The 20,811-nt window shown below is 39.0% G+C and carries 16 protein-coding genes; 9 read left to right on the forward strand and 7 right to left on the reverse strand.

The window, feature by feature from the left end; all coding sequences use genetic code 11:
• Positions 1-41 precede the first annotated feature (41 nt).
• Positions 42-1,577, reverse strand: coding sequence for an OmpA family protein (locus TEGAF0_RS06105; RefSeq protein ID WP_264900925.1), 1,536 nt, complete (start codon positions 1,575-1,577; stop codon positions 42-44).
• Positions 1,578-1,759: 182 nt separating this feature from the next.
• Between TEGAF0_RS06105 and TEGAF0_RS06110 the strand changes: the two genes are divergently transcribed.
• Both TEGAF0_RS06110 and recJ read left to right on the forward strand, forming a co-directional pair.
• Positions 1,760-2,722: a polyprenyl synthetase family protein gene (locus TEGAF0_RS06110; protein ID WP_264900926.1), complete on the forward strand. Its 963-nt coding sequence runs from the start codon at positions 1,760-1,762 to the stop codon at positions 2,720-2,722.
• On the forward strand, positions 2,722-4,434 hold the full coding sequence (gene recJ, locus TEGAF0_RS06115) for a single-stranded-DNA-specific exonuclease RecJ (protein WP_264900928.1): 1,713 nt from the start codon (positions 2,722-2,724) through the stop codon (positions 4,432-4,434). Before TEGAF0_RS06110 ends, recJ begins: the two co-directional genes overlap by 1 nt.
• On the opposite strand, the gene htpG is transcribed toward recJ, so the two are convergent.
• The 4 genes from htpG to TEGAF0_RS06135 all read right to left on the reverse strand — a co-directional run bounded on the left by htpG (position 4,394) and on the right by TEGAF0_RS06135 (position 11,321).
• Positions 4,394-6,253 (reverse strand): molecular chaperone HtpG, encoded by a 1,860-nt coding sequence (htpG, locus tag TEGAF0_RS06120; RefSeq protein ID WP_264900930.1) that lies wholly within the window; start codon positions 6,251-6,253, stop codon positions 4,394-4,396. The two genes, recJ and htpG, sit on opposite strands and share 41 nt — an antisense overlap.
• A 113-nt stretch (positions 6,254-6,366) precedes the next feature.
• Positions 6,367-7,389 carry a hypothetical protein gene (locus tag TEGAF0_RS06125; protein ID WP_264900931.1) on the reverse strand — a complete coding sequence of 341 codons (1,023 nt, stop codon included), beginning with the start codon at positions 7,387-7,389 and terminating at the stop codon, positions 6,367-6,369.
• A 54-nt stretch (positions 7,390-7,443) separates the two neighbouring features.
• Complete coding sequence (locus TEGAF0_RS06130; protein WP_264900932.1) at positions 7,444-8,706, reverse strand: DUF5689 domain-containing protein; 1,263 nt, start codon at positions 8,704-8,706, stop codon at positions 7,444-7,446.
• Between the two features lie 80 nt (positions 8,707-8,786).
• Entirely contained in the window at positions 8,787-11,321 is a 2,535-nt protein-coding gene (locus tag TEGAF0_RS06135; protein ID WP_264900934.1) for a TonB-dependent receptor, read from the reverse strand.
• A 170-nt stretch (positions 11,322-11,491) separates the two neighbouring features.
• Between TEGAF0_RS06135 and TEGAF0_RS06140 the strand changes: the two genes are divergently transcribed.
• The 5 genes from TEGAF0_RS06140 (at position 11,492) to rplI (ending at position 15,848) form a co-directional block, all read left to right on the forward strand.
• The gene (locus TEGAF0_RS06140; protein WP_264900936.1) at positions 11,492-12,523 is read left to right on the forward strand and encodes an endonuclease/exonuclease/phosphatase family protein; all 1,032 of its coding nucleotides are present in this window, start codon (positions 11,492-11,494) and stop codon (positions 12,521-12,523) included.
• Positions 12,524-12,635: 112 nt separating this feature from the next.
• A complete protein-coding gene (locus TEGAF0_RS06145; protein WP_264900938.1) occupies positions 12,636-14,570 on the forward strand; it encodes a TlpA family protein disulfide reductase in 1,935 nt (644 codons plus the stop codon).
• Between the two features lie 118 nt (positions 14,571-14,688).
• The gene (gene rpsF / locus TEGAF0_RS06150) at positions 14,689-15,042 is read left to right on the forward strand and encodes a 30S ribosomal protein S6 (RefSeq protein ID WP_026752390.1); all 354 of its coding nucleotides are present in this window, start codon (positions 14,689-14,691) and stop codon (positions 15,040-15,042) included.
• Positions 15,043-15,044: 2 nt separating this feature from the next.
• Entirely contained in the window at positions 15,045-15,308 is a 264-nt protein-coding gene (gene rpsR, locus TEGAF0_RS06155) for a 30S ribosomal protein S18 (RefSeq protein WP_026763011.1), read from the forward strand.
• 93 nt (positions 15,309-15,401) lie between these two features.
• Entirely contained in the window at positions 15,402-15,848 is a 447-nt protein-coding gene (gene rplI / locus TEGAF0_RS06160) for a 50S ribosomal protein L9 (protein ID WP_026752392.1), read from the forward strand.
• An 83-nt stretch (positions 15,849-15,931) separates the two neighbouring features.
• On the opposite strand, the gene TEGAF0_RS06165 is transcribed toward rplI, so the two are convergent.
• Positions 15,932-17,857: a WG repeat-containing protein gene (locus TEGAF0_RS06165; protein WP_264900942.1), complete on the reverse strand. Its 1,926-nt coding sequence runs from the start codon at positions 17,855-17,857 to the stop codon at positions 15,932-15,934.
• A 369-nt stretch (positions 17,858-18,226) separates the two neighbouring features.
• Between TEGAF0_RS06165 and TEGAF0_RS06170 the strand changes: the two genes are divergently transcribed.
• Both TEGAF0_RS06170 and TEGAF0_RS06175 read left to right on the forward strand, forming a co-directional pair.
• A complete protein-coding gene (locus tag TEGAF0_RS06170) occupies positions 18,227-18,625 on the forward strand; it encodes an RNA recognition motif domain-containing protein (protein ID WP_264900944.1) in 399 nt (132 codons plus the stop codon).
• Between the two features lie 72 nt (positions 18,626-18,697).
• The gene (locus TEGAF0_RS06175; protein ID WP_264900946.1) at positions 18,698-19,582 is read left to right on the forward strand and encodes an aldo/keto reductase; all 885 of its coding nucleotides are present in this window, start codon (positions 18,698-18,700) and stop codon (positions 19,580-19,582) included.
• Here TEGAF0_RS06175 and TEGAF0_RS06180 read toward each other — a convergent pair whose 3' ends face one another.
• Positions 19,583-20,803, reverse strand: coding sequence for a phosphoglycerate kinase (locus TEGAF0_RS06180; RefSeq protein ID WP_264900948.1), 1,221 nt, complete (start codon positions 20,801-20,803; stop codon positions 19,583-19,585).
• Positions 20,804-20,811: the final 8 nt, after the last annotated feature.

Below are 20,811 nucleotides of genomic sequence, written 5' to 3' on the forward strand. Positions count from 1 at the left end.
CCCCAGGTAAAACCCGGGGCTTTTTTTATGTAAAGCGTTAATTAGTTTTTGCTTTTCAAGTTTGGATGTGGAGCAGGAACGCTGTTTGGACCTTCTTCAGTAGTACCCTGTAGGTCTACAGAACCGGCTTTACCTTCCTGAGCATAGACGAATAGTAATCTGCTTTCAGCAATACCTTGCTTTTCAACCAGGTACTTAATAACAGCATTTACTCTTTCCCAGCTTTGTTGCTGAGCAGCTTTGCTGGTAGCACCGTAACCAATAACTTTTACGTTACAAGTTGGGTTAGCTTTCAATTGAGCTGCAGCTGCACCTAATACAACCATAGCGTCTTTGCTTAGCTTAGTTGTAGTTCCTTTGAACTGTACACTTGGTAAAGCACCGATAGAGCAAGAAGCTTTTGCAGTTTGCATATTGCTAACCATTTCTCTGATTTCCTTGCAACAAGCGTTCTCAGGACAAGTTCCGATACCGTCATTATTTACAGGGAAACATTTTTGAGAAGTCAACAATTCCTTATCTCTGTAATCAGGAACTCCATCACCATCTGTATCCTTAGATACACCATGAGAATCAACAGGAGCGCCAGCTGGAGTATTAGGTTCCATATCGAACTGATCAGTTACACCGTCCTTGTCAGCATCAGGCAATACCACTTTAGGCATTTTCATGTGCTGAGGAGCGTTTAACTCGCTGTAGATAAAGTTGTTTGGATTGATCCAGTAAAGAGGTTGTACTTTCTTGCTGTTATCGCCAATGTTGATATTAACTCTGGCAGTAGTCATGCTGAAATAATCATTGTTCTCGTTTCTAGCATCTTTCCATGTATCAAGGTAATCATACCCTTTTACAGAGAAAATAAACTTCTGTTCAATACCAATATTTACTTTGTCACTTACTTTAAAAGCAGCACCGAAACCAAGGTTCCATGCATGCATTAATGCCCAAGCTTGTCTGTTGTTAACAGTTGCACCGAACATAGTAGTGATTAAACCATCAGTTGTAAAGAATTGTCCAGGACGCTGACCATAGAAAATATTGTATCCACCTGGTTGGTTACCTGGAGCACCCTGGTATTGAGCCTTGGCACCCATTAAACTATAACCAGCTAATACATACAAGTTTGTTTTAGGATTTCCTCTATAGTAGCTTGGTGTGTTTAAAGACGCAATCAAGTCGAAACCTAAAGCGTACATAGTATTCTTGTAAGCGGTTTGACCAACAGCTACACCGTAAGCATTAGGTGCACCTGAAGTTGAAGCTCCAGTTAAAGAACCTCTGAATGAAAGGACATGACCTAATGATTTTCTCAAAGAAACACCATAGCCAATACCTGTTTTGCTTTTAATATCACCAGTTAACCAAGTTGGTCCTAAGTTAAAACCCAATTCCCACTGGCTTCTTGGCTTTGCAGGGTAAGGATACTGGTTATTCATAAATTCATTGTGCTGAGGCAGGTTTTTCACTGCAATTTTGGAAGTGTCTTTCCAATCCCAACCCCAATTTGTCTGTGCACTAGCTACAAATTGTGCGGACACAAATAATGCAACTAATAAAAGGAGCTTCTTGCTTGCCATAATCGATATTTGATTTAAAAATTAATTATAATCGCTGTAAAAGTACTTAAAATTTAATATAAATACTTTTTAATACTATCTGGGGGGAATAGATGATAGTTATGACTGCGAATATAGTATAAACGCTGCATTTTACATATTATTTTGTCATTTTCCTAGGTATATTGCAGCATAATTATAACATGAACTTAGCAAAAAAGGTGATTTCGGCCGAATTGGCTCAATTTGAAGTCCATTTTAGAGAGGCCGTGAAGAGCAGAGTGGCGTTGTTGGATAGAATCATGCAGTATATAGTGAAGCGGAAGGGTAAGCAACTCCGCCCAATGTTCGTATTGTTAAGTGCCCGCCTGGGGGGCGAAATCAATGAAAGCACCTACCGCGCTGCTTCCCTGGTAGAATTACTCCATACAGCAACATTGGTGCACGATGATGTGGTTGATGAATCCATGGAAAGAAGAGGCTTCTTCTCTATTAATGCCCTCTGGAAAAACAAGATTGCCGTTTTAGTGGGAGATTATCTTTTATCAAAGGGATTATTGCTTTCATTAAACAATAAGGACCATGAGGTATTACGCATACTCTCCGAGGCGGTAAAGCAGATGAGTGAAGGAGAACTATTACAGATAGAAAAGTCTCGGAATTTAAACCTGAGTGAATCCATCTATTATGATATCATTAATGGAAAAACCGCATCACTATTGGCTTCTGCCTGTTCAGCCGGTGCGTCTACAACTTTTGACAATCCTGTTTTAGTTGAACAAATGAGATTGTTTGGAGAAAAGGTAGGCATGGCATTTCAAATAAAAGACGATTTGTTCGATTACAGCAGTCAGAATATTGGGAAACCTACAGGTAACGATATCAAAGAGAAAAAACTAACACTTCCACTGATATATGTATTAAATAACTGTTCGCCTGATATCAGAAAGAAGATAATTTATATCATCAAAAATCAGAACACACAAACTGATAAAGTTGCTTTTGTAATTAAACAGGTTGAAGAATTAGGTGGTATAGCTTATGCAACCCAAAAAATGTTTGCATACAGAGATGAAGCATTGGAAATACTTTACCAATTTCCACCTTCAGAAGTGAGAGATGCTTTGGAAGAACTGGTTCGTTACACTACAGACAGGGCATACTAATGCAGAAAAGGTGGAACATATTAAAGCAAGACAAAGAGCAGATCAGCTCTTTGCAATCTGCTATAAAAATCAACCCTACTATCTGCGCTGTTTTAGTGCAGCGTGGTATAACCAATTTTGAATCTGCAAGAGAATTCTTTAGACCCGAACTTTCCCATTTACATAATCCATGGCTGATGAAAGACATGGATAAAGCAGTAGACAGAATCATTAAAGCCATTAATGCCAATGAAAAAATAATGGTATATGGCGATTATGATGTTGATGGTACCACATCGGTTGCGTCCATGTTTCAGTTTATACAATCGCTTCATGACACTGTTGAATTTTATATACCCCACCGGTATAAAGAAGGATATGGTGTTTCAAAAATTGGAATAGACTATGCAAAAGAACAGGGACACAGTTTAATTATTTCATTGGACTGCGGAATTAAGTCTGCCGATCTGATAGCCTATGCAGCATCTCTTGGAATTGATTTTATCGTATGTGACCACCACTTACCAGATGAAATTATCCCGAAGGCGGTTGCCATTTTAAATCCCAAACAAAAAGACTGTACTTATCCTTACAAAGAGCTCTGCGGCTGTGGGGTAGGATTTAAACTGATGACGGCACTTAGTGAAAAACTGAATTTGCCATCCGAACAATATTTACAGTATCTGGATTTGGTTTCGATTGCCATTGCCGCAGATATTGTTCCGGTAACAGGTGAAAACAGAACACTTGCTTTTCTGGGTCTACAAAAAGTAAATAGCAATCCTGCAACAGGCATAAAAGCACTGATGGAACTGGCCAATGCCAAAACGCCCATGAGTTTAACCAATCTGGTATTTGTAATCGCTCCCAGAGTAAACGCAGCTGGCCGGATGGATGATGCTAAAAAAGCAGTACAATTATTTATAGAGAAAGATAAAACACAGGCTATTGCACTTGCACAACTATTACATAGTGATAATTCAGACAGAAGAGAAGCCGACGCCTCTATCACGATAGATGCAATGGAAATGCTTAAGGCAGACCCATTGAATGAAAAGAAAAAAACAACAGTATTGTACAATGAGAACTGGCATAAAGGAGTGGTAGGAATTGTAGCCAGTCGTTTAATTGAAACGTATTATCGTCCAACCATTATACTTACCAGAAGCGGTGATTATGCAGCAGGCAGCGCCAGAAGTGTTGCTGGTTTTAATTTATATGAGGCTGTTCATGCCTGCAGACAATATTTATTAGGCTATGGTGGCCATTTTGCAGCAGCAGGTATGACGCTTGCAATTGATCAGATTGACAATTTTAAAAAAGCCTTTGAAGAAGTAGTTGCCAATAGTATTACTCCTGAACAATTGATTCCTGAAATAGTGATCAATGCAGAAATACAATTTGCTGATATAACCGACAAATTTTACAATATCATTAAACAAATGGAGCCCTTTGGTCCGGATAATATGAAACCTGTATTCATTGCCAGAAATGTAAAAGATGCAGGCTATACCAAAGTGGTAAAAGACCTGCATCTTCGTGTTGTAGTGAAACAAGGTGATAAAATTTTATCCGGGATTGGTTTCAATCTGGGTGAAAAAATTAAATACCTGCAAAACAATCAGTCTGTTGACCTGGTATTTACCATTGATGAAAATGAATGGCAGGGTAATACCAGTTTACAACTAAAAGTTATTGACCTCCTCCCTGCATCATCTCTACAGAGCGATTAATAAAGTTCGTCAGTTCTGCTCCCTTCAGTAATCCCTGAGACAATAATGCCAGATCAGCCAAATTCCTTACCTGATTGGTTTTTACTGATTCATTGGATTCTTTCAGAATAGTCTGGAAAACAGGATGGTTTCCGTTCACTGTTAAAGTTACTTCATCGGGCATCTGTGCATAGAAAGCAGTCATACCACCACCTGCAGCACCCATATCTTTCATACGACGCATAAATTCGGGACGGGTTGCAATCACCGGAGGTGTATCTGTACTTAATCCTTTTACTTCAGTTGTAACGTGTAGTTCCGGAATCTGAAGCGTAAATAAATTCTTGAGTTTTTCTGTTTCTTCTTTAGATAAAACAGATTCATTACTTTCCTGTTTGTCAATCAGATTGTCTACAATATCTGCATCAACTCTAACGAAACCAATGTTCTCCCATTTCATTTCCATGGTGTTCAGGAATGCAGCATCTACCAGTGTTTCCATTTTAACCACTTCATAGCCCCTGGCTTTGCATGCCTGAATATATGCGTCCTGTTGAACTGGATTGGTAGTGTAAAGAACGATATGCTTACCTTCTTTGTTTTTCTGTGTAGATTCTGTAGCAGCTTTGTATTCATCCAATGTGAAGAATTTGCCGTCTACATTTTCCATTACCAGGAATTTGTTGGCTTTTTCCAGAAACTTATCATCGGTCATCATACCGTATTTCACAAACAATCCCAGGCTCTCCCACTTTTGTTCAAATTCGGTACGTTCATTTCTGAAAATTTCTTCTAGCTTATCTGCCACTTTCTTGGTGATATGTGCGTTGATTTTTCTAACATTCGGGTCGCCCTGCAAGTAGCTTCTGCTAACATTCAGCGGAATATCTGGGCTGTCAATTACACCATGCAACAGCATTAAAAATTCAGGCACAATGTCTTTTACTTCATCTGTAACAAAAACCTGGTTGCAATACAACTGGATTTTGTCTTTTTGGATTTCGTAACTCTGCTTGATTTTAGGGAAATACAAAACTCCGGTTAAATTGAACGGGTAATCAACATTGAGGTGAATCCAGAAAAGCGGGGTTTCACCAAAAGGATATAATTCGCGATAAAATTTTTCGTAATCTTCTTTTGTTAATTCACTTGGCTTCTTAACCCAGATTGGATTGGTATTGTTAATAGATTTTTCTTCGGTTTTCTCCTCGCCTTTTTTTACTTCTTCATTTTGATCTTTGAAATAAATAGGAATAGGAAGGAATTTACAGAACTTTTCCAGGATACCTTTTAATTTATATGCATCCAAAAATTCTGCACTTTCTTCATTTACGTGCAAAATAATTCGGGTACCTCTTTGCTTTTTCTCTACTTCATACAATTCAAATTCAGGGCTACCATCGCAACTCCAGTAAACAGTAGCAGCATCTTCCTGATAACTTTGCGTAATCACTTCCACTTTGGAAGCCACCATAAAGGCACTATAAAAACCCAGTCCAAAATGTCCAATGATACTGGCATCTTTGTATTTGGTCAGAAACTCTTCAGCCCCGCTGAAAGCCACCTGGTTCAAGTATTTGTCTACTTCTTCCTTGGTCATACCCACACCGCGGTCTTCGATGGTGATGGTTTTTTCTTTTGCATCCAAAATAACATCAATGCGCAAATCCCCTAACTCTCCTTTTGCCTCTCCTATTGAAGAAAGCGTCTTGATTTTCTGGGTTGCATCGGTAGCATTACTTACCAGCTCTCTTAGGAAGATTTCGTGATCACTGTAAAGGAATTTTTTGATGATCGGGAAGATGTTTTCTGTCTGTACGCGTATCTGTCCTTTTTGCATATCAATGTTTTTTCCATGAGTTAGCAAAGAAAGTACCAATTACAGAACCGCTGACAGGATGTCAAATAATTTGGAGCAGACCATTAAAAAAGGAAAATTTTGACAGATTCTACCTATTTGAGGACCGGGATGTAGAAACAAGCTCCGGTTAAGCCATATTTGCCATAATGTACCTCCCTAACAGGAGTATAGTCTGACCAGATATTCCAATTCACTTCAATATCAGTATACCCCTGTTGTCTTAGAAATTGAATGATTTGGGCTTTAATGGCTTCTGTTCCCTCTGTTGGTCTGTTGTATGTAACAAACTGAATGGTGGTCTTTTTATAAGGAAACTGACGCATGAATTCTTCCAGTTCCTCTCTTGTTATCATCACCGACGCAAAATCATTTTTGGGAGGAGCAGTATTGTTATTTACGGGTTCAGAATAAATGTATTGACTAGCAGGTCTGCGGTTATTCGTAGGCGGTATACTGCCGTTATAGGTTTGCTGAATTGTTTGTTCGTCCCAATATTGTATGGTGGATTTGGAACGGATATTATCATCAACCCTCTTTTCCGGTTTTATACGCGGGGCTTCTGCTCTTTCCGTATTTTCTAAGGGATAAGACGCTCTGATGCGGGCAGGTTTCATCTCTGAGGTAGCGGATGCTGCAGGTTTAATTAGTGCTGGCTTTCCAACCGCTGACACAACCACTGCAGGTTTAGATACTGTAGGTTTTGCAACAGAGGGCTCAATCTCTGTGGGTTTTACAACTGCAGGTTTATCAATAGCGGGCGCAGCTTCCGCAGCCTTTGTTGTTACTGTTGGTGCCGCTTCTGCAATAGCAGCTGAATCATTCACAGGGGTCGCTGTATGTAAAGCGGAGTCATTATGATTGGCTGAATCAGTTATTGGTGAGATATTCAACTGCGCCTCCATTAACTTTTTCTGCTCTTCGTACCAGGCCTGAGCAGACTCATCTACTACTTGTTCTTCTTTAACTATGGGAACAATTGTTTCTTTCTGTTGGATCCACCAAAATGCAGCATACCCTATACCGGCCATAATAAACAAAGCCAGCATGAGCAGGAGGAATCTTGGATTTTTTTTGTCTTGCGTTTCCTCTCCCGTTAAATCGGTTGCGGTTAACATAGTACTAAGTTAGCAAAAATCCTTGTATAACAAGGGTTTCAGCCAATAATGGCATTATTGAGCAGTAATTTTAACATCATCTACCCAGAAGTTGGTATTTCTCTTGCCCGCAGCACCGACCTGATCGGTACCCGTATAACGAAAACCAATATGTATCAAACCCTGCACTCCATGCAGGGAAATATTTCCCGAATTCACCCAGCTGGCACCAATACCATTGCCAGCACCTTTGGCGATATTGGCTTTCAAGGGCTGCCATTTCGCTTTCCAGGGCTGTCCCTTTCCATCATAATTAGCAGACACCAATACCTCAAGGGAAGCTCCATTGTCAAATGCCTCTTTTGTTAAAAAACTAAGTTGCTCATGGGTGCTATTATTTAATTGGAGGGGAGGTAAAATCAGCCAACTTGAAATAGCAGAAGCTTGAGAACCTAAGCCCGTTACCGATGCAAATGAATTTTGCTGAAAGCGTTGAATCTGATAAAACTGTTTAGCCTGCTCAGGTATGTTTTGCCAGTTTGGAATCGCAAGCGTAGCCTGTACAGGGTATTGCTCAAAATCCTCATAAAATAATGTATATCCAATATTAGTAATACATCGATTGGCAGAGAAAAATAGGTCGCTGGTATCGCGAATCATCAGTTGCCGCTGAGCGCCAAACTCAGAATAAATTCCAATGACACTACCACTGCCTTTAGGCGATTTAACTTTTGCAAATTTAGCAAAGCCACTCGTTCTTAAATAGACTGTTCCACCACTACAAAATTTAAGGGAAAGGCTATTGGTTGCTTTGTTAACCCAATCTCCAAAATAAGATGCTGTATCATTTTCTGAAAACTGAATATTATTCAACCTGACGAGTCTGCTATGCAGCGAATCATGTAACTGATCATAGGTAACTTCCAATGGTTCAGGCATTTTCTGAGAAAGCAAAGTGATTATATGTTTCTGAAATAAAGAAGCAGGTAAAGGGATGATAGAGGGAAACTGCGGATCAGACCTGTCTATACCTCCTCCCAACTGCAACATCCCGCCATATTCCCCCATCCACATTCCGTTCAAACGGATTACCACTCTCATTCCCAAAGGATAAAGTGCAGACAAACTAAATCCATCCAATTTAAGCGTAATTGCTGCCGTGCTGTCCTGCACTACAATGGCTTTATAAAAATTATCTGTAGCATCATTCGCAGTAATAATTCCTGTAATAATTTCATTATTGACAAACTGTTCTGCATTTCCTGAAATATGAGAACTGTAAATGCTTTTAATAGAAGTATTCACTTGTTCCGCGGCTATTTCCAAAGAAGGTGGCATATCGCGGTTTTTATTGCAAGACCAGCAACAAAGAAACAAAAAGAAAAAAAGCTGATGCAATTTTTGCATATACCCTTGAATCATAATTTCCATTTTAAACTCAGTGAATAAAGCGGCCCTTGTCGGTAATAATATTTATTGGGGAAACGACTAAGATCCGTTCTCGACTGATCCATTCTTAACTGTTCAAATCCACCCGTAATAAATGATTGATTAAAACAATTATTGACTCCAAGAAAACACTGTAAAGCATAAGACTTTCCCTTACTATTTTTGTAAAGCCTGAAACTATAACCTACAGCCAAATCCGTTACATATAAAGAAGAAAGGGAAGATGGTCTTGTCCAGTTTTCAATTGCTGATTGGTTCATATTCCTATTAATTGAATTAGCGGTACGCCGCAAAGGATTCATCGCCAAATACTGTGGCCCCATAAAAGAAGCACTTAGATTGATAAATAAATTACCATTCAAACGATAAGAAAGTCCATGATAAAAAGCCATTGAAGGCATTCCTGCAACCGGATACCCTTTAAAGAAAATCATTCCTTTCTCTGTTTCAAAAACAGCATTGTCTGGCATGATCCGATAAGTAGGGCGATTACTATAACTGTAATTCCCCAGACTGATAGCTGCATTGAAGGAAAACCCACCACGCAATTCAAGGGAAGCACTCAACTCTAAGCCGAATGCATTTATGCCAATATTGGACAATGCATAGTTTACCAGATTGCGATACCCGTCATGATAAAAACTCATCACGTCCATGGCATTGCTCGTTTGATGGTAATAGCCATTGAACTGGACTTTAAGTGAAGGGGCATTGAGCATATATCCCAGTTCTATCTTGCTAAAAGATTCACTCTCAATAGCCGGATGTTTGATAGCACTGACTCTGGGTGAAAGATAAATATCATTGACCAGTGGTGCTTTAGAAGCTGCCATTGCATGCAGGTAAGCATAGTTTCGCCCATTGATCTTGTAGGTAATTCCCCATTTAAATTGCCAATTTTCAAACCTATCTTTTTCTGACGGTCCAAAGGAACGCATTGGAAACAATCCGTTTCTGTAAAGTCCTTCCCGCCGATACTTTGTACTACTCAATTCAAGGGCAGAAAAAATATCCCATTTAGGCAAAACATAAACCAGTTGGGCAAGACCAACCCATTGCTGCAAATGCATTTTGTAATTATACCCCCATGAATCACCTACTTGCAACAATTGATCAGGATGATGCAAATCATTTTGTATAGCAACACCTGCATTGGGATCGTCTTCTGCAAACTGATTCCAGTTAACCGAATAAGCTGCACCCATCAAATCATGAATCCGCTTAAAATAATGGTATCGTTCCCATTTGTATTGATATTGCAATAGCAGTTTTAAAGACGAACTATACTCAATCTGATAACGGATATTGAAAGCCAGCCTGGTAGCTCGCTCAACCTTATCATCAATAAAATATCTTGCTCGCTTATCCGCTGTGCTTTGTTGATTCGCCTGATACATTTTCTCCCAATTCAATTGTAACTGGGAGGGATTATGCTGCAAAAAATCAAAAACCTGATTTTGCAGAAGGCTATCCGTATAAAAAGACGGTAAGTATCGGTAATAATCAGGTCTGGGATCTGGAGCATTATACCAATCCAATCCACGATTGAATTTTTCACCGGAGCTCACCAAAAGAGTACTCACTCTCTTAATGATTGAATTTACCTGATAAGACTGGGACAATAATGCAATTGGCTGATGCTGAAACTGCCAGTTGGCTTGCTTTATTTTGCCCTGATACCATCCCCATCCAGGCTGATACAATTCATTATTGGTTAGATGAATCAGTTCCTCAGTTACAGCAGCCGTTCTTGTATTCATTTGACGATTACCTATCAGCACCAATGACCATAGCTGATTATTGAAATATTTGTCGACAGAAAGGAAATAAGAAACACCATCAAATACATTGGCTGGAAACTGACCTCCATTCCCCTTCTTAAATGCTATACTATGCGCTATCGTCCATCCGGTTTTGCTTGTATTCCAAACTTTGGTAAAAGCAAATCGATGATGATAATTTCGATTGGAAATATTGTGTGTAATGGTTGTCTGGGGAAATAATTTATTTGCATTCAACTGCATAAAAACAGCACTGCCTGCAGCACCAAAATGATATTCATTGTTTCGCAACCCTGCAGCCAGTTGCTGATTAGCGGTTACTTCATTCAGCCCTCCCCAATTAGCCCAAGGAATACTACCATCCGACAATTGACTCATATTGATATCCTGCACAAACTGCAAAAAGTGGCGATTAGAAAGTCCTCTTGGTCTGAATCTTCGAACGCTGAAACTAAAGCCTGTTAAAGCATTGAATAAATCCTTTCCCGATTGAAGCATGGAGGGGACTGAAGCTGGCAGTGATTCTCCCTCTTCTTCGGCAATATCCTGTACATACTGATCTTTAAAATATTTCCAGCCCTCTTTATCCAGCGTACTATCAACCCATTGATTTTTTTTACCCAAAGGTTTCACTACAGATGCAGGCTGAGCATTGATTTCATTGTTTACAAAAATGTAAAGGCTAACTGAAAAAGCATATGAATAAAACAAACTTTTCCGCATTGGCAAATTCTTGCGGAATTACAAACAACTTAAAACTAAGGCGACTGAATCAAATAATAAGACCTTTTGAAAAATTTGAGTGAACTACCTGAAAACGGCAGTTGTAATCCCCCTGAACAAAGGGTATTCATACGGTTCATCAACACTCCATTAATATGCATATTGTTTAAATGAATTGGAGTACCATTTTAATTTTCTTTTTATTGATTCAATGGCAAGAAAAAAAGCCAGTAGAGAAAGCAGTCATTGGATTTTACAATCTTGAAAACTTGTATGATACCATTGATAACCCTTTAGTGAATGATGACGAATTCACGCCATCAGGTGCCAAGCATTATTCGGGAACAATCTACCAGAATAAATTATTCAAACTGGCTCATGTACTTAATCAACTGGGCACAGCAGATCATCCCCGCGGAGCTGCCATTATTGGTGTTGCAGAATTAGAAAATGATACGGTTTTGAATCACCTTGTAAACCATTTTATGCTTCACAATAAACAATTTCATTTTATTCATTTTGATTCCAGAGATGCCAGGGGGATTGATGTTGGCTTATTGTATCAGCCCGATTTTTTTCATCCGTATATAGCTCAAAGCTTGCAGGTGAATTTGCCTGGCAGCAGCAAAGACGCTTACTATACACGCGATATATTGTATGTGAAAGGACAACTAAGCGGAGAAACGATTCATGTGTATGTAAACCACTGGCCTAGCAGAAGAGGTGGAGAAGACAGAAGCGCGCCTGCAAGAGCGGCCGCTGCTAAAACCTGCAGACAACATATAGATTCCATACGGGGGAAAGATGCATTTGCTAAAATAATCGTCATGGGCGATCTCAATGATAACCCAACCGATCCGAGTATTCTGAATGTATTGGGGGCAACAGACAATCAGCAAGCAGCAAGTAACCAACTTTTGTACAACCCATGGATTTCTTTTTACCAAAAAGGCTTCGGCACACTTGCCAACAGAGATGTGTGGGGATTATTCGATCAGATTTTGCTTTCGAATAGCTGGTTGCGCAAAGAACCGGACAGTAATAAAAACTGGCATTATGTGAAAGCTGTTATTTTTCAAAAACCTTTCATGACCGAGAACACAGGAAAATACAAAGGCTATCCCATGCGAACCTGGGATGGGAACCAATACAGAGGCGGGTTTAGTGATCACTATCCCACTTATATTGTTCTTAAACGCTAAAGGGGACCACTACTTATAAACATATAATGAGTTGATTTTCAAAGATTATAAATATTTAACATTTGACGAACGGTTTAATCAGTAAATTATACCCTCATTTAATCCAATATTTATGTTTAAAATCCTCAGTTTAATCACTGTTCTTTTTTACACGCAAACAGTTTTGGCTCAAAATTTTATTTACCAGCCACAAAAACCCAAAGCTGGAGACAAAGTTGTTTTTACCTATAACGCAAAAGGTTTAGCATTACCAGGTAAAACAGAACCGAAGTTGGCCATTTTTCATTTTAATTTTCTGGAGAATAAAAATGGTGTTATTGAGATTAAACCCATCATTGGTAAAAACGGATTGTATACCGGATCCTTTGTTGTTCCAGAAACCGCTAAAGCGCTAGCATTCATGGTGAAAGAAGGCGCTGTTTTTGAAAGCAATAAAAAGCAGGGGTATATTATATTGATTCATGATAAAACTGGCAAACCGATTTTAGGATCTAGACACGCACTAGCCAGTGTATATAGTGGATTGGGGGAATACTATCTCGGTATTGAATCCAATCCAGAAAAAGCGAGTGCATTGTTCAATCAGGAATGGAACGCATATCCCCAAAACCATTATCAGCTCTACCAGCAATATTTCAATGTGAATTATCAATCCAATCGCAAATTATTGGATAGTAATTTCAACCGCATTTCTACAGAAATTCTCAACCACCCATCTATACGAGAAGATGACTATGCAACACTTTCTATGTTTGCCAATGCTTTAAAAAAGTTAGACCTCGGAAAAGAAATAGCCGACAAGATGAAGTTGAAATATCCGGAGGGAAATTGGAAAGTGAAAGAAAAGATTTTGGCATTAAATACAATCGAGGATTTAGATGCAAGAGCCGATGCCCTAGATAAAATTATATCCCAATACCCAGCTAAAGATGAAAAACAAAAAAATCAGTATCGTTGGGCGTATGAATCTTTAGCACAGAATTATGTAAAAAAAGCAAAAGAGTTTAAGCTGGATAAATTCTTACAATATTGCTCACAGTTATCCATGGAAAACAAGACTGCATTATTCAATAATATTGCCTGGGATTGGGCTTATACAAAAGATACAATGATTGCAGAGGCAGAAAAGCTGTCTAAAGAAGCGGTTATATGGGCTAAGAATGAATTGAAAAACCCAACACAATCAAAGCCTGATTTATATACAGACGAACTTTGGCAAGAAAGCAGAAAATCAGCTTACGGTATGTATGCAGATACATATGCCTATATTCTTTTCAAACAAAAAGACTATTCAAATGCCTTGAAATATGCTAAAGAAGGCTGCGAAGGATACAATTGGGCAAATAGTGAATACAATGATAGGTATGCTGAAATTGCTGAAAAAGTATTAAACAATCCAGAAATCATTGCCAGCCTTAGTCCATTGGTAGAAAAAAACACGGCTGGTTCCAAAACAAAAGAAATTTTAATCAAGGCACTTGTTAAAGAACTGGGTTCCGAAACTGCAGCCAATAACAAGATGCTAGCCTTGGGCAGTGCTGCTTCACTAAAAGCAAGAGAAGACCTGCTCAAGAAAATGATTGACCAGCCCTCTGTTGATTTCAAACTTAAAAATTTGGAAGGCAAGGAAGTTCAACTGGCAGGTTTAAAAGGTAAAGTAGTGGTGATTGACTTCTGGGCTACCTGGTGCGGACCTTGTATAGCTTCTTTCCCCGGCATGCAAAAAGCTTTAGACAAATACAAAGACGACCCCAATGTGGCATTTTTGTTTGTTGACACTTGGGAAGACCATGAAAGCATGGAAAAGCGTGCTAAAGAAGTGGGTGATTTTATTGCCAAAAATAAATACAGCTTCAATGTCTTATATGACGAAAAAGATTCATCTGATGCCTATAAAGTAGTTTCTGCCTATAAAGTAGATGGAATTCCTACCAAGTTCATTTTGGATAAGAACGGTAAAATCAGGTTTAAAAGCGTGGGTGGAGACTCCAATATCGACAAATTAGTGTCTGAATTGAGTACTATGATTGAATTGGCTGGTCGTTAATTTGGTTAAAAAGGTTATTCTTCCTACTTTTGCAGCCCCAAATCTGTATTTGGCAGATTTTCCTGCTTGCAGGAATCCACTGGGAAAAAACCAATTTTTAACCAAAAAAATTCAAGTAATGAACAATTACGAATTGATGGTGATTTTCACTCCGGTTCTTTCTGAAGACGAATTTAAGTCTGCTCAGAAGAAATTCCAGGACATTATCACTGAACTGGGCGGTGCTACCGTTCACAGCAATCCTTGGGGTTTAAAGTCTTTGGCTTACCCAATTCAAAAGAAAACCACAGGTATCTACTGGGTTTTAGAATTCACACTTCCTGCTGAAGGAGTTGAGAAGTTGAAGATTCAACTTTTACGTGATGAGCAAGTAATGCGTCACATGGTTACCCGTCTCGATAAATACGCCGTCGAGTACAACTATACCAAGAGAAATGGCGGATTTCCTAAAATTGAAAAAACCGAAGCATAATCATGGCAAAGAATGAAATCAAATACCTTACCGCGATTAAGCAGGAGAAGCCAAAGAAGAAATTCTGTCGTTTCAAGAAGTACGGTATTAAGTATGTAGACTATAAGGATATTGAGTTTTTAAAGAAGTTCATTAACGAACAGGGTAAGTTGTTGCCTCGTCGTTTATCTGGTAACTCTTTGAAGTATCAGCGTAAAGTAACAGATGCGGTTAAGAAGGCACGTCAGATGTCTTTGTTGCCTTATGTTACTGACTTATTAAAATAGAAATATTAGTTAACCATCCCTAATCGTTTAGCAATAAGCGAGACAGTCAAATCAACTATCATTGATTGGGCGCTGGGACTAAATCAAAACAAGATGCAAGTAATCTTAATTCAGGACGTAGACAATTTAGGTGGTAAAAACGAATTAGTTACCGTAAAGAACGGTTACGCTCGTAACTACTTAATTCCTCAAAAGTTTGCTGTTGAGGCAAGCCCTTCTAATTTGAAGCAATTAGAAGAAAAGTTAAAGGTAAAAGCGAAGAAAGAAGCTGCGATGCTAGCTGAAATCAACAAAGTAGTAGAAGTATTAAAATCTTCTCCTGTTAAAGTTGGTGCTAAAACTGGCACAAGTGGTAAAATCTTTGGTGCTGTTACTTCTTTACAAATTGCCCGTGCTATTCGTGACCAGAAAGGTTATGAAATTGACCGCAAGCGTATCAACATTGTTGATGAAGTAAAAGAGTTGGGAAGCTACAAAGCTACTATCGACTTCGGTAACGGAAACAACACTGAAATTGACTTTGAAGTAGTAGAAGGTTAATCTTTCTAATACCAAAAAATAGAACGGCCCGATTCTCATCGGGCCGTTTTGCTTTTACCCCCCGATAAAAGCAAATTCATTGTTTACAATGCTCCAGGGCGTATGGGTGGTAGTTCTTTATCTGGATTGCTTTTGGGAATTTCTGAATCAGAAAGACGCTTGCCCGCTTTATTGATATAAAACCATTCTTTATTCTTTTTTACCATAGCCATTCCATTACTGAACGCAGAAGCAAAATCATATTGAAAGGGAATCTGCACTTTACCTAGCTTGTCTAAAAATCCCCATTTACCCCCTTTTCCTACGTTGATAAGTCCATCGGCATAATAACTATAGTTGCGTCTATAATCCCCCTTGGGCTTTTCTTTTAACAAGTTTGAATCCTTTGTTTCAATTTCATATGAAGCAAGACTTATAATAGTTTTACCAGCTTGGTCGTAAAGAGACAGTGTCTCATTTTTGGGCCCCGAAGCAAGTTGTTTTAATTGTAAAATATTGATATCGGCACTGGTTGAAATATCTGCGTACTTCAAAGGAGCAAGTGTATTTCCTGTTGCACTAAAAATCCCCCATTTTCGGGTGTCTTTTGCACCGTCTAATGCATCTAATAAATCCAATAAAGCTTCTTCGTCGTCTTCATCCGATTCTTCAATAGTATCATACCCTTCAGGATCGTCCCCTTCTGCTGCAACATAATTTTTCCCAACAACGAACAAAGTAGAATATTTAGTAGGAATTATTTCCTTACCATTCTTATCTATAACTCCTTTTACCAGCCTATTTTTATCTGTGGACTTAGGTGAATACACAATATAAGACTGATTGGTATCCACATAATTAATGTCAAAATATTTAGGCAATACTACCCAATTGCCGTGCAGATCCATTATACCTTTCAAGCCTCCATCTGCATTTTTTGCCTTGGCTATGATTTGCCCCTGTTTCACTCTAACAGGTAATCTGAAGGAAGACTTAGAAAGTTCATCTGCATCCTCAATACTGCCTGCTTTTATTTTTATATTTCCGTTTAAATCTGCCACACCCCAACCATTGGCATTTTTCATGTAAACATGTCCTTCCGATACAAGATCTATATAACTGTAAACAAATGGAAGAATCGTTTTTCCTGATTGGTCTAATAGTCCCCATAGTCCTGATTCCGAACGACAAGAGAAATAAGTTATTCCCTGGTATTGGCTGCTATTGATTTTTTTCATGATAGGCGGAATAATAATATTACCCTGCCAATCAAAAACCCCCAACTCATTTTTGGATTCATTGCCGCCTATTATATAATCACCTGTAGAATAGGCATATTTAAAGACGGGATCAATATATCTATATCCATCCTTATCCATGACTCCATACCAATAATCAAAAGCACCATATGTAATTCCATAGAGTTGATTCTTCTTCGAAACATTCAAAAACGGTTTAGCAGCCACTGGTAATCTATTGGATGGGGTATATCCTGGAACTATTTTTCCACTCACCGTTTTCTGATCGATCCATTGATCAATTTCTAACTTATCAAATGCCACTTTCATATTGCTATTGGCAAAAATGCCCACTTTGGGAGAGAACTTTGTGAGACTAAGTGTTGCAGTCTGAATGGCAATATCATTTAAGAAGAACCGATAATCATTCCCCTTTTTTTCTACATATAAATCATTGACCGTATTATATCCCGTTTTTACAAAAGAGGACTTTACCCAACCATTGGAAATTTTAGTAACCATTCCGCTTTTTACAAATTCAATTAAATAGTAACCATTGCTAGCTATTCCAAACAGTAAATAATTATTCCCATCTTCCCCATGCACCATCATTCCATAAGAGAAATCCTGAGCACCAGACAATTGAACCACAGAAGCTTTATAGCTGGTATTAGCGATACTATTAAGTCCATAGTTGTAATTAATCCATCTCATTTGACCTTTTCGCTTCTGAAAATTTTGTAGGACATATTTACCGTTTTCTATTCCATAATCGGTAGAATCGGATTTCATCGAATTAGCAAATTTCACAAGCCCAAACCTATCATCGTCAAAAGTGTAAGAAACAACATTGATTTTTTGGGCATTTGCAAAAAAACAAATGCATAAAAAGAATAATAAAAGACCTCTTCTGTACATAGCTGAATTTTGGGTGAATGTATCTTCAAGTGGAAATGTCCACAATACCGCATTCGCGGTATTTTTAGCGATTTATTGATATGATTGTCATTTTTTGGGAAAAATGCTGCTAATTCAGTTAAATCCCTATCTTTAACTGTCCAAATGCGGAAGTTCCAGGTCTCAGAACGTTTTCACGTAAATGTTTCAGGGTTTTTGGTTACTATTTTTGCTTTGGTTTTTTGATCACTTAATTTCTAAAAAATGAACATTTACGTTGGAAATCTTAACTGGAACATGTCTAGTGAAGACCTTCAGAATCTGTTTGCTCCCTATGGTGAAGTAAGCAGTGCCAAAATCGTTACCGACAAATTTAACAACGACCGCAGCAAAGGCTTTGGTTTCGTTGAAATGGCTGATGATGATGCTGCTCGTGCAGCTATCGCAGCATTACACGATACTGAGGTAATGGATCGCAAAATTGTTGTGAACGAATCAACACCACGCCCAGAAGGCGAAAGAGGCGGATTCAAGAAGAAGCCTTATGGTGGCGGCGGCGGTAATCGCGGCGGCTTTGGCGGTGGTGGCAATCGCGGCGGCGGTGGATACGGTGGCGGTAATCGCGATCGTGGAAACGGCGGTGGCGGATACAACAGATATTAATCTAACAATCCTACCGATTTATAAAACTCGTTCTTTCAACAGAACGAGTTTTTTTTATTTCTATATTTAAGTATGGAAAATAATAATACATTGAGTAGCCCAATTGCAGGCTGCATGCGCTGGGGTAAATGGGGTGCGAATTTTACTACTTACAATTATCGACAGATGATTGATCAGTGTTTACTCATTGGGGTAAATAGTTTTGATCATGCTGATATATACGGGGATTATACTACAGAGGAAGAATTTGGAGCTGCTTTAAAAGAAGATAAAACCATCCGCCCACAAATTAAGCTGATTACCAAATGTGGGATTCAGATGGTTACCGAAAACCGGCCAGAGCACTCCATCAAATCCTACAATACCAGCAAAAAACATATAATTCGCTCAGCAGAGCAATCACTAAAAAATTTTGGTACCGATTATCTGGATGTACTCCTGATTCATCGTCCCGATCCTTTATTGCATCCGGAAGAAGTTGCTGAAGCCATACAATCCCTACAGATTCAGGGGAAGGTCAGAGCTTTTGGTGTATCGAACTTTCTTCCACACCAAGTGAATATGCTAAGGAAGTGGGTTCCGATTGCTTACAACCAAATAGAAGTATCCATCATTTGTACTGCTCCCTTTACCAATGGTATTTTAGATAACTGCATCGAAAACGACATTGTACCGATGGCCTGGGCTCCTTTGGGTGGCGGATTGTTAACAGATGACCTACATCCGCATTTTAGAAGCATTTCGCATGCTGCTCAGTTGCTTTCAGAAAAATATGCCATGGGACTCAATGAAATGTTGATTGCCTGGCTAAATACGCATACAGCTGGTATAGTTCCTGTAATTGGAACAACTAAATCTGAAAGACTGGATCAGGCAAAAAAAGCAGCTTCCATCAAACTGACCAGAGAAGACTGGTTCTTCTTAATGAAAGCTGCCACGGGTGAAGATGTTGCTTAATTAGCTATTGGAAATAGCAGCAATGCCTGGTAAAACTTTGCCTTCAAAATATTCCAGCATGGCGCCTCCTCCTGTACTTACATAACTTACCTGATCGGCAAAACCAAACTGATTAACTGCCGCTACGCTATCGCCTCCGCCCACTAAACTATAGGCTCCTTTTGCAGTGGCTTCTGCAACTGCAATTGCAATCGCTTTTGTACCTGCCTGAAATTTTTCCATTTCAAATACACCCATTGGTCCATTCCATAAAATGGTTTTTGAACGGGTAATTGCCGCAGTAAATGAATCAATAGCTTTCGGACCAATATCTAGCCCCATCCATCCATCAGGAACCTGATTACTTTCTGCTACCTGTGTATTGGCATCAGCAGCAAAATTATCTGCAACTAAACTATCAACCGGCAAATGAATATTTACACCTTTCGCCGCAGCTTTTTCCAATATTTCAAGTGCTGTACTCAAACGATCGTCTTCGCAGAGGCTCTTACCAATGGCTCCACCTTTAGCTTTCATAAATGTATATGCCATACCGCCCCCGATAATAATATCGGTTGCTCTTTCCAGTAAATTTTCAATTATCAAAATTTTATCGCTCACTTTGGCTCCGCCAATTATTGCAGTAAATGGTTTCTCTGCTTTGTGCAATACTAGTTCTGCAGCTTTTACTTCTCCTTCCATTAATAGGCCAAACATTTTATTGCCCGGTGCAAAAAACTGCGCAATCACTGCTGTAGATGCATGAGCGCGGTGTGCGGTTCCAAAAGCATCATTTACATACACATCCCCTAATTTGCTCAATTTCTCAGCAAATGCCGCATCTCCTTTTTCTTCTTCTTTATAGAAGCGGAGATTTTCCAATAACAAAACTTCTCCTCCCTGCAAAGCAGCAGATTTATCAATGGCTTCTTGTCCAATGCAATCGTTGGCAAACTGAACCAACACTTCTTTGCCCATTGCTTTAGTAAGGAGGGATTGCAAATGGCCGGTAATATGAATTAAAGAACTTTTGGTTTCAGGCCCTTCTTTTGGACGCCCCAAATGGCTCATTAAAATAACAGATCCACCATCATTTAAGATTTTAACGATTGTGGGAATAGCTGCACGCATGCGATTGTCATCGCCAATAGCATATGTTTGTTTATCTAGGGGGACATTAAAGTCTACACGGATTAATGCTTTCTTTCCAGCAAAATGATACGATTCAAAAGGACTTGCCATAAAAATTA

Origin of the sequence: Sediminibacterium sp. TEGAF015, from assembly GCF_025997995.1 — a bacterium.
In the GTDB taxonomy this organism is placed as follows: domain Bacteria; phylum Bacteroidota; class Bacteroidia; order Chitinophagales; family Chitinophagaceae; genus Sediminibacterium.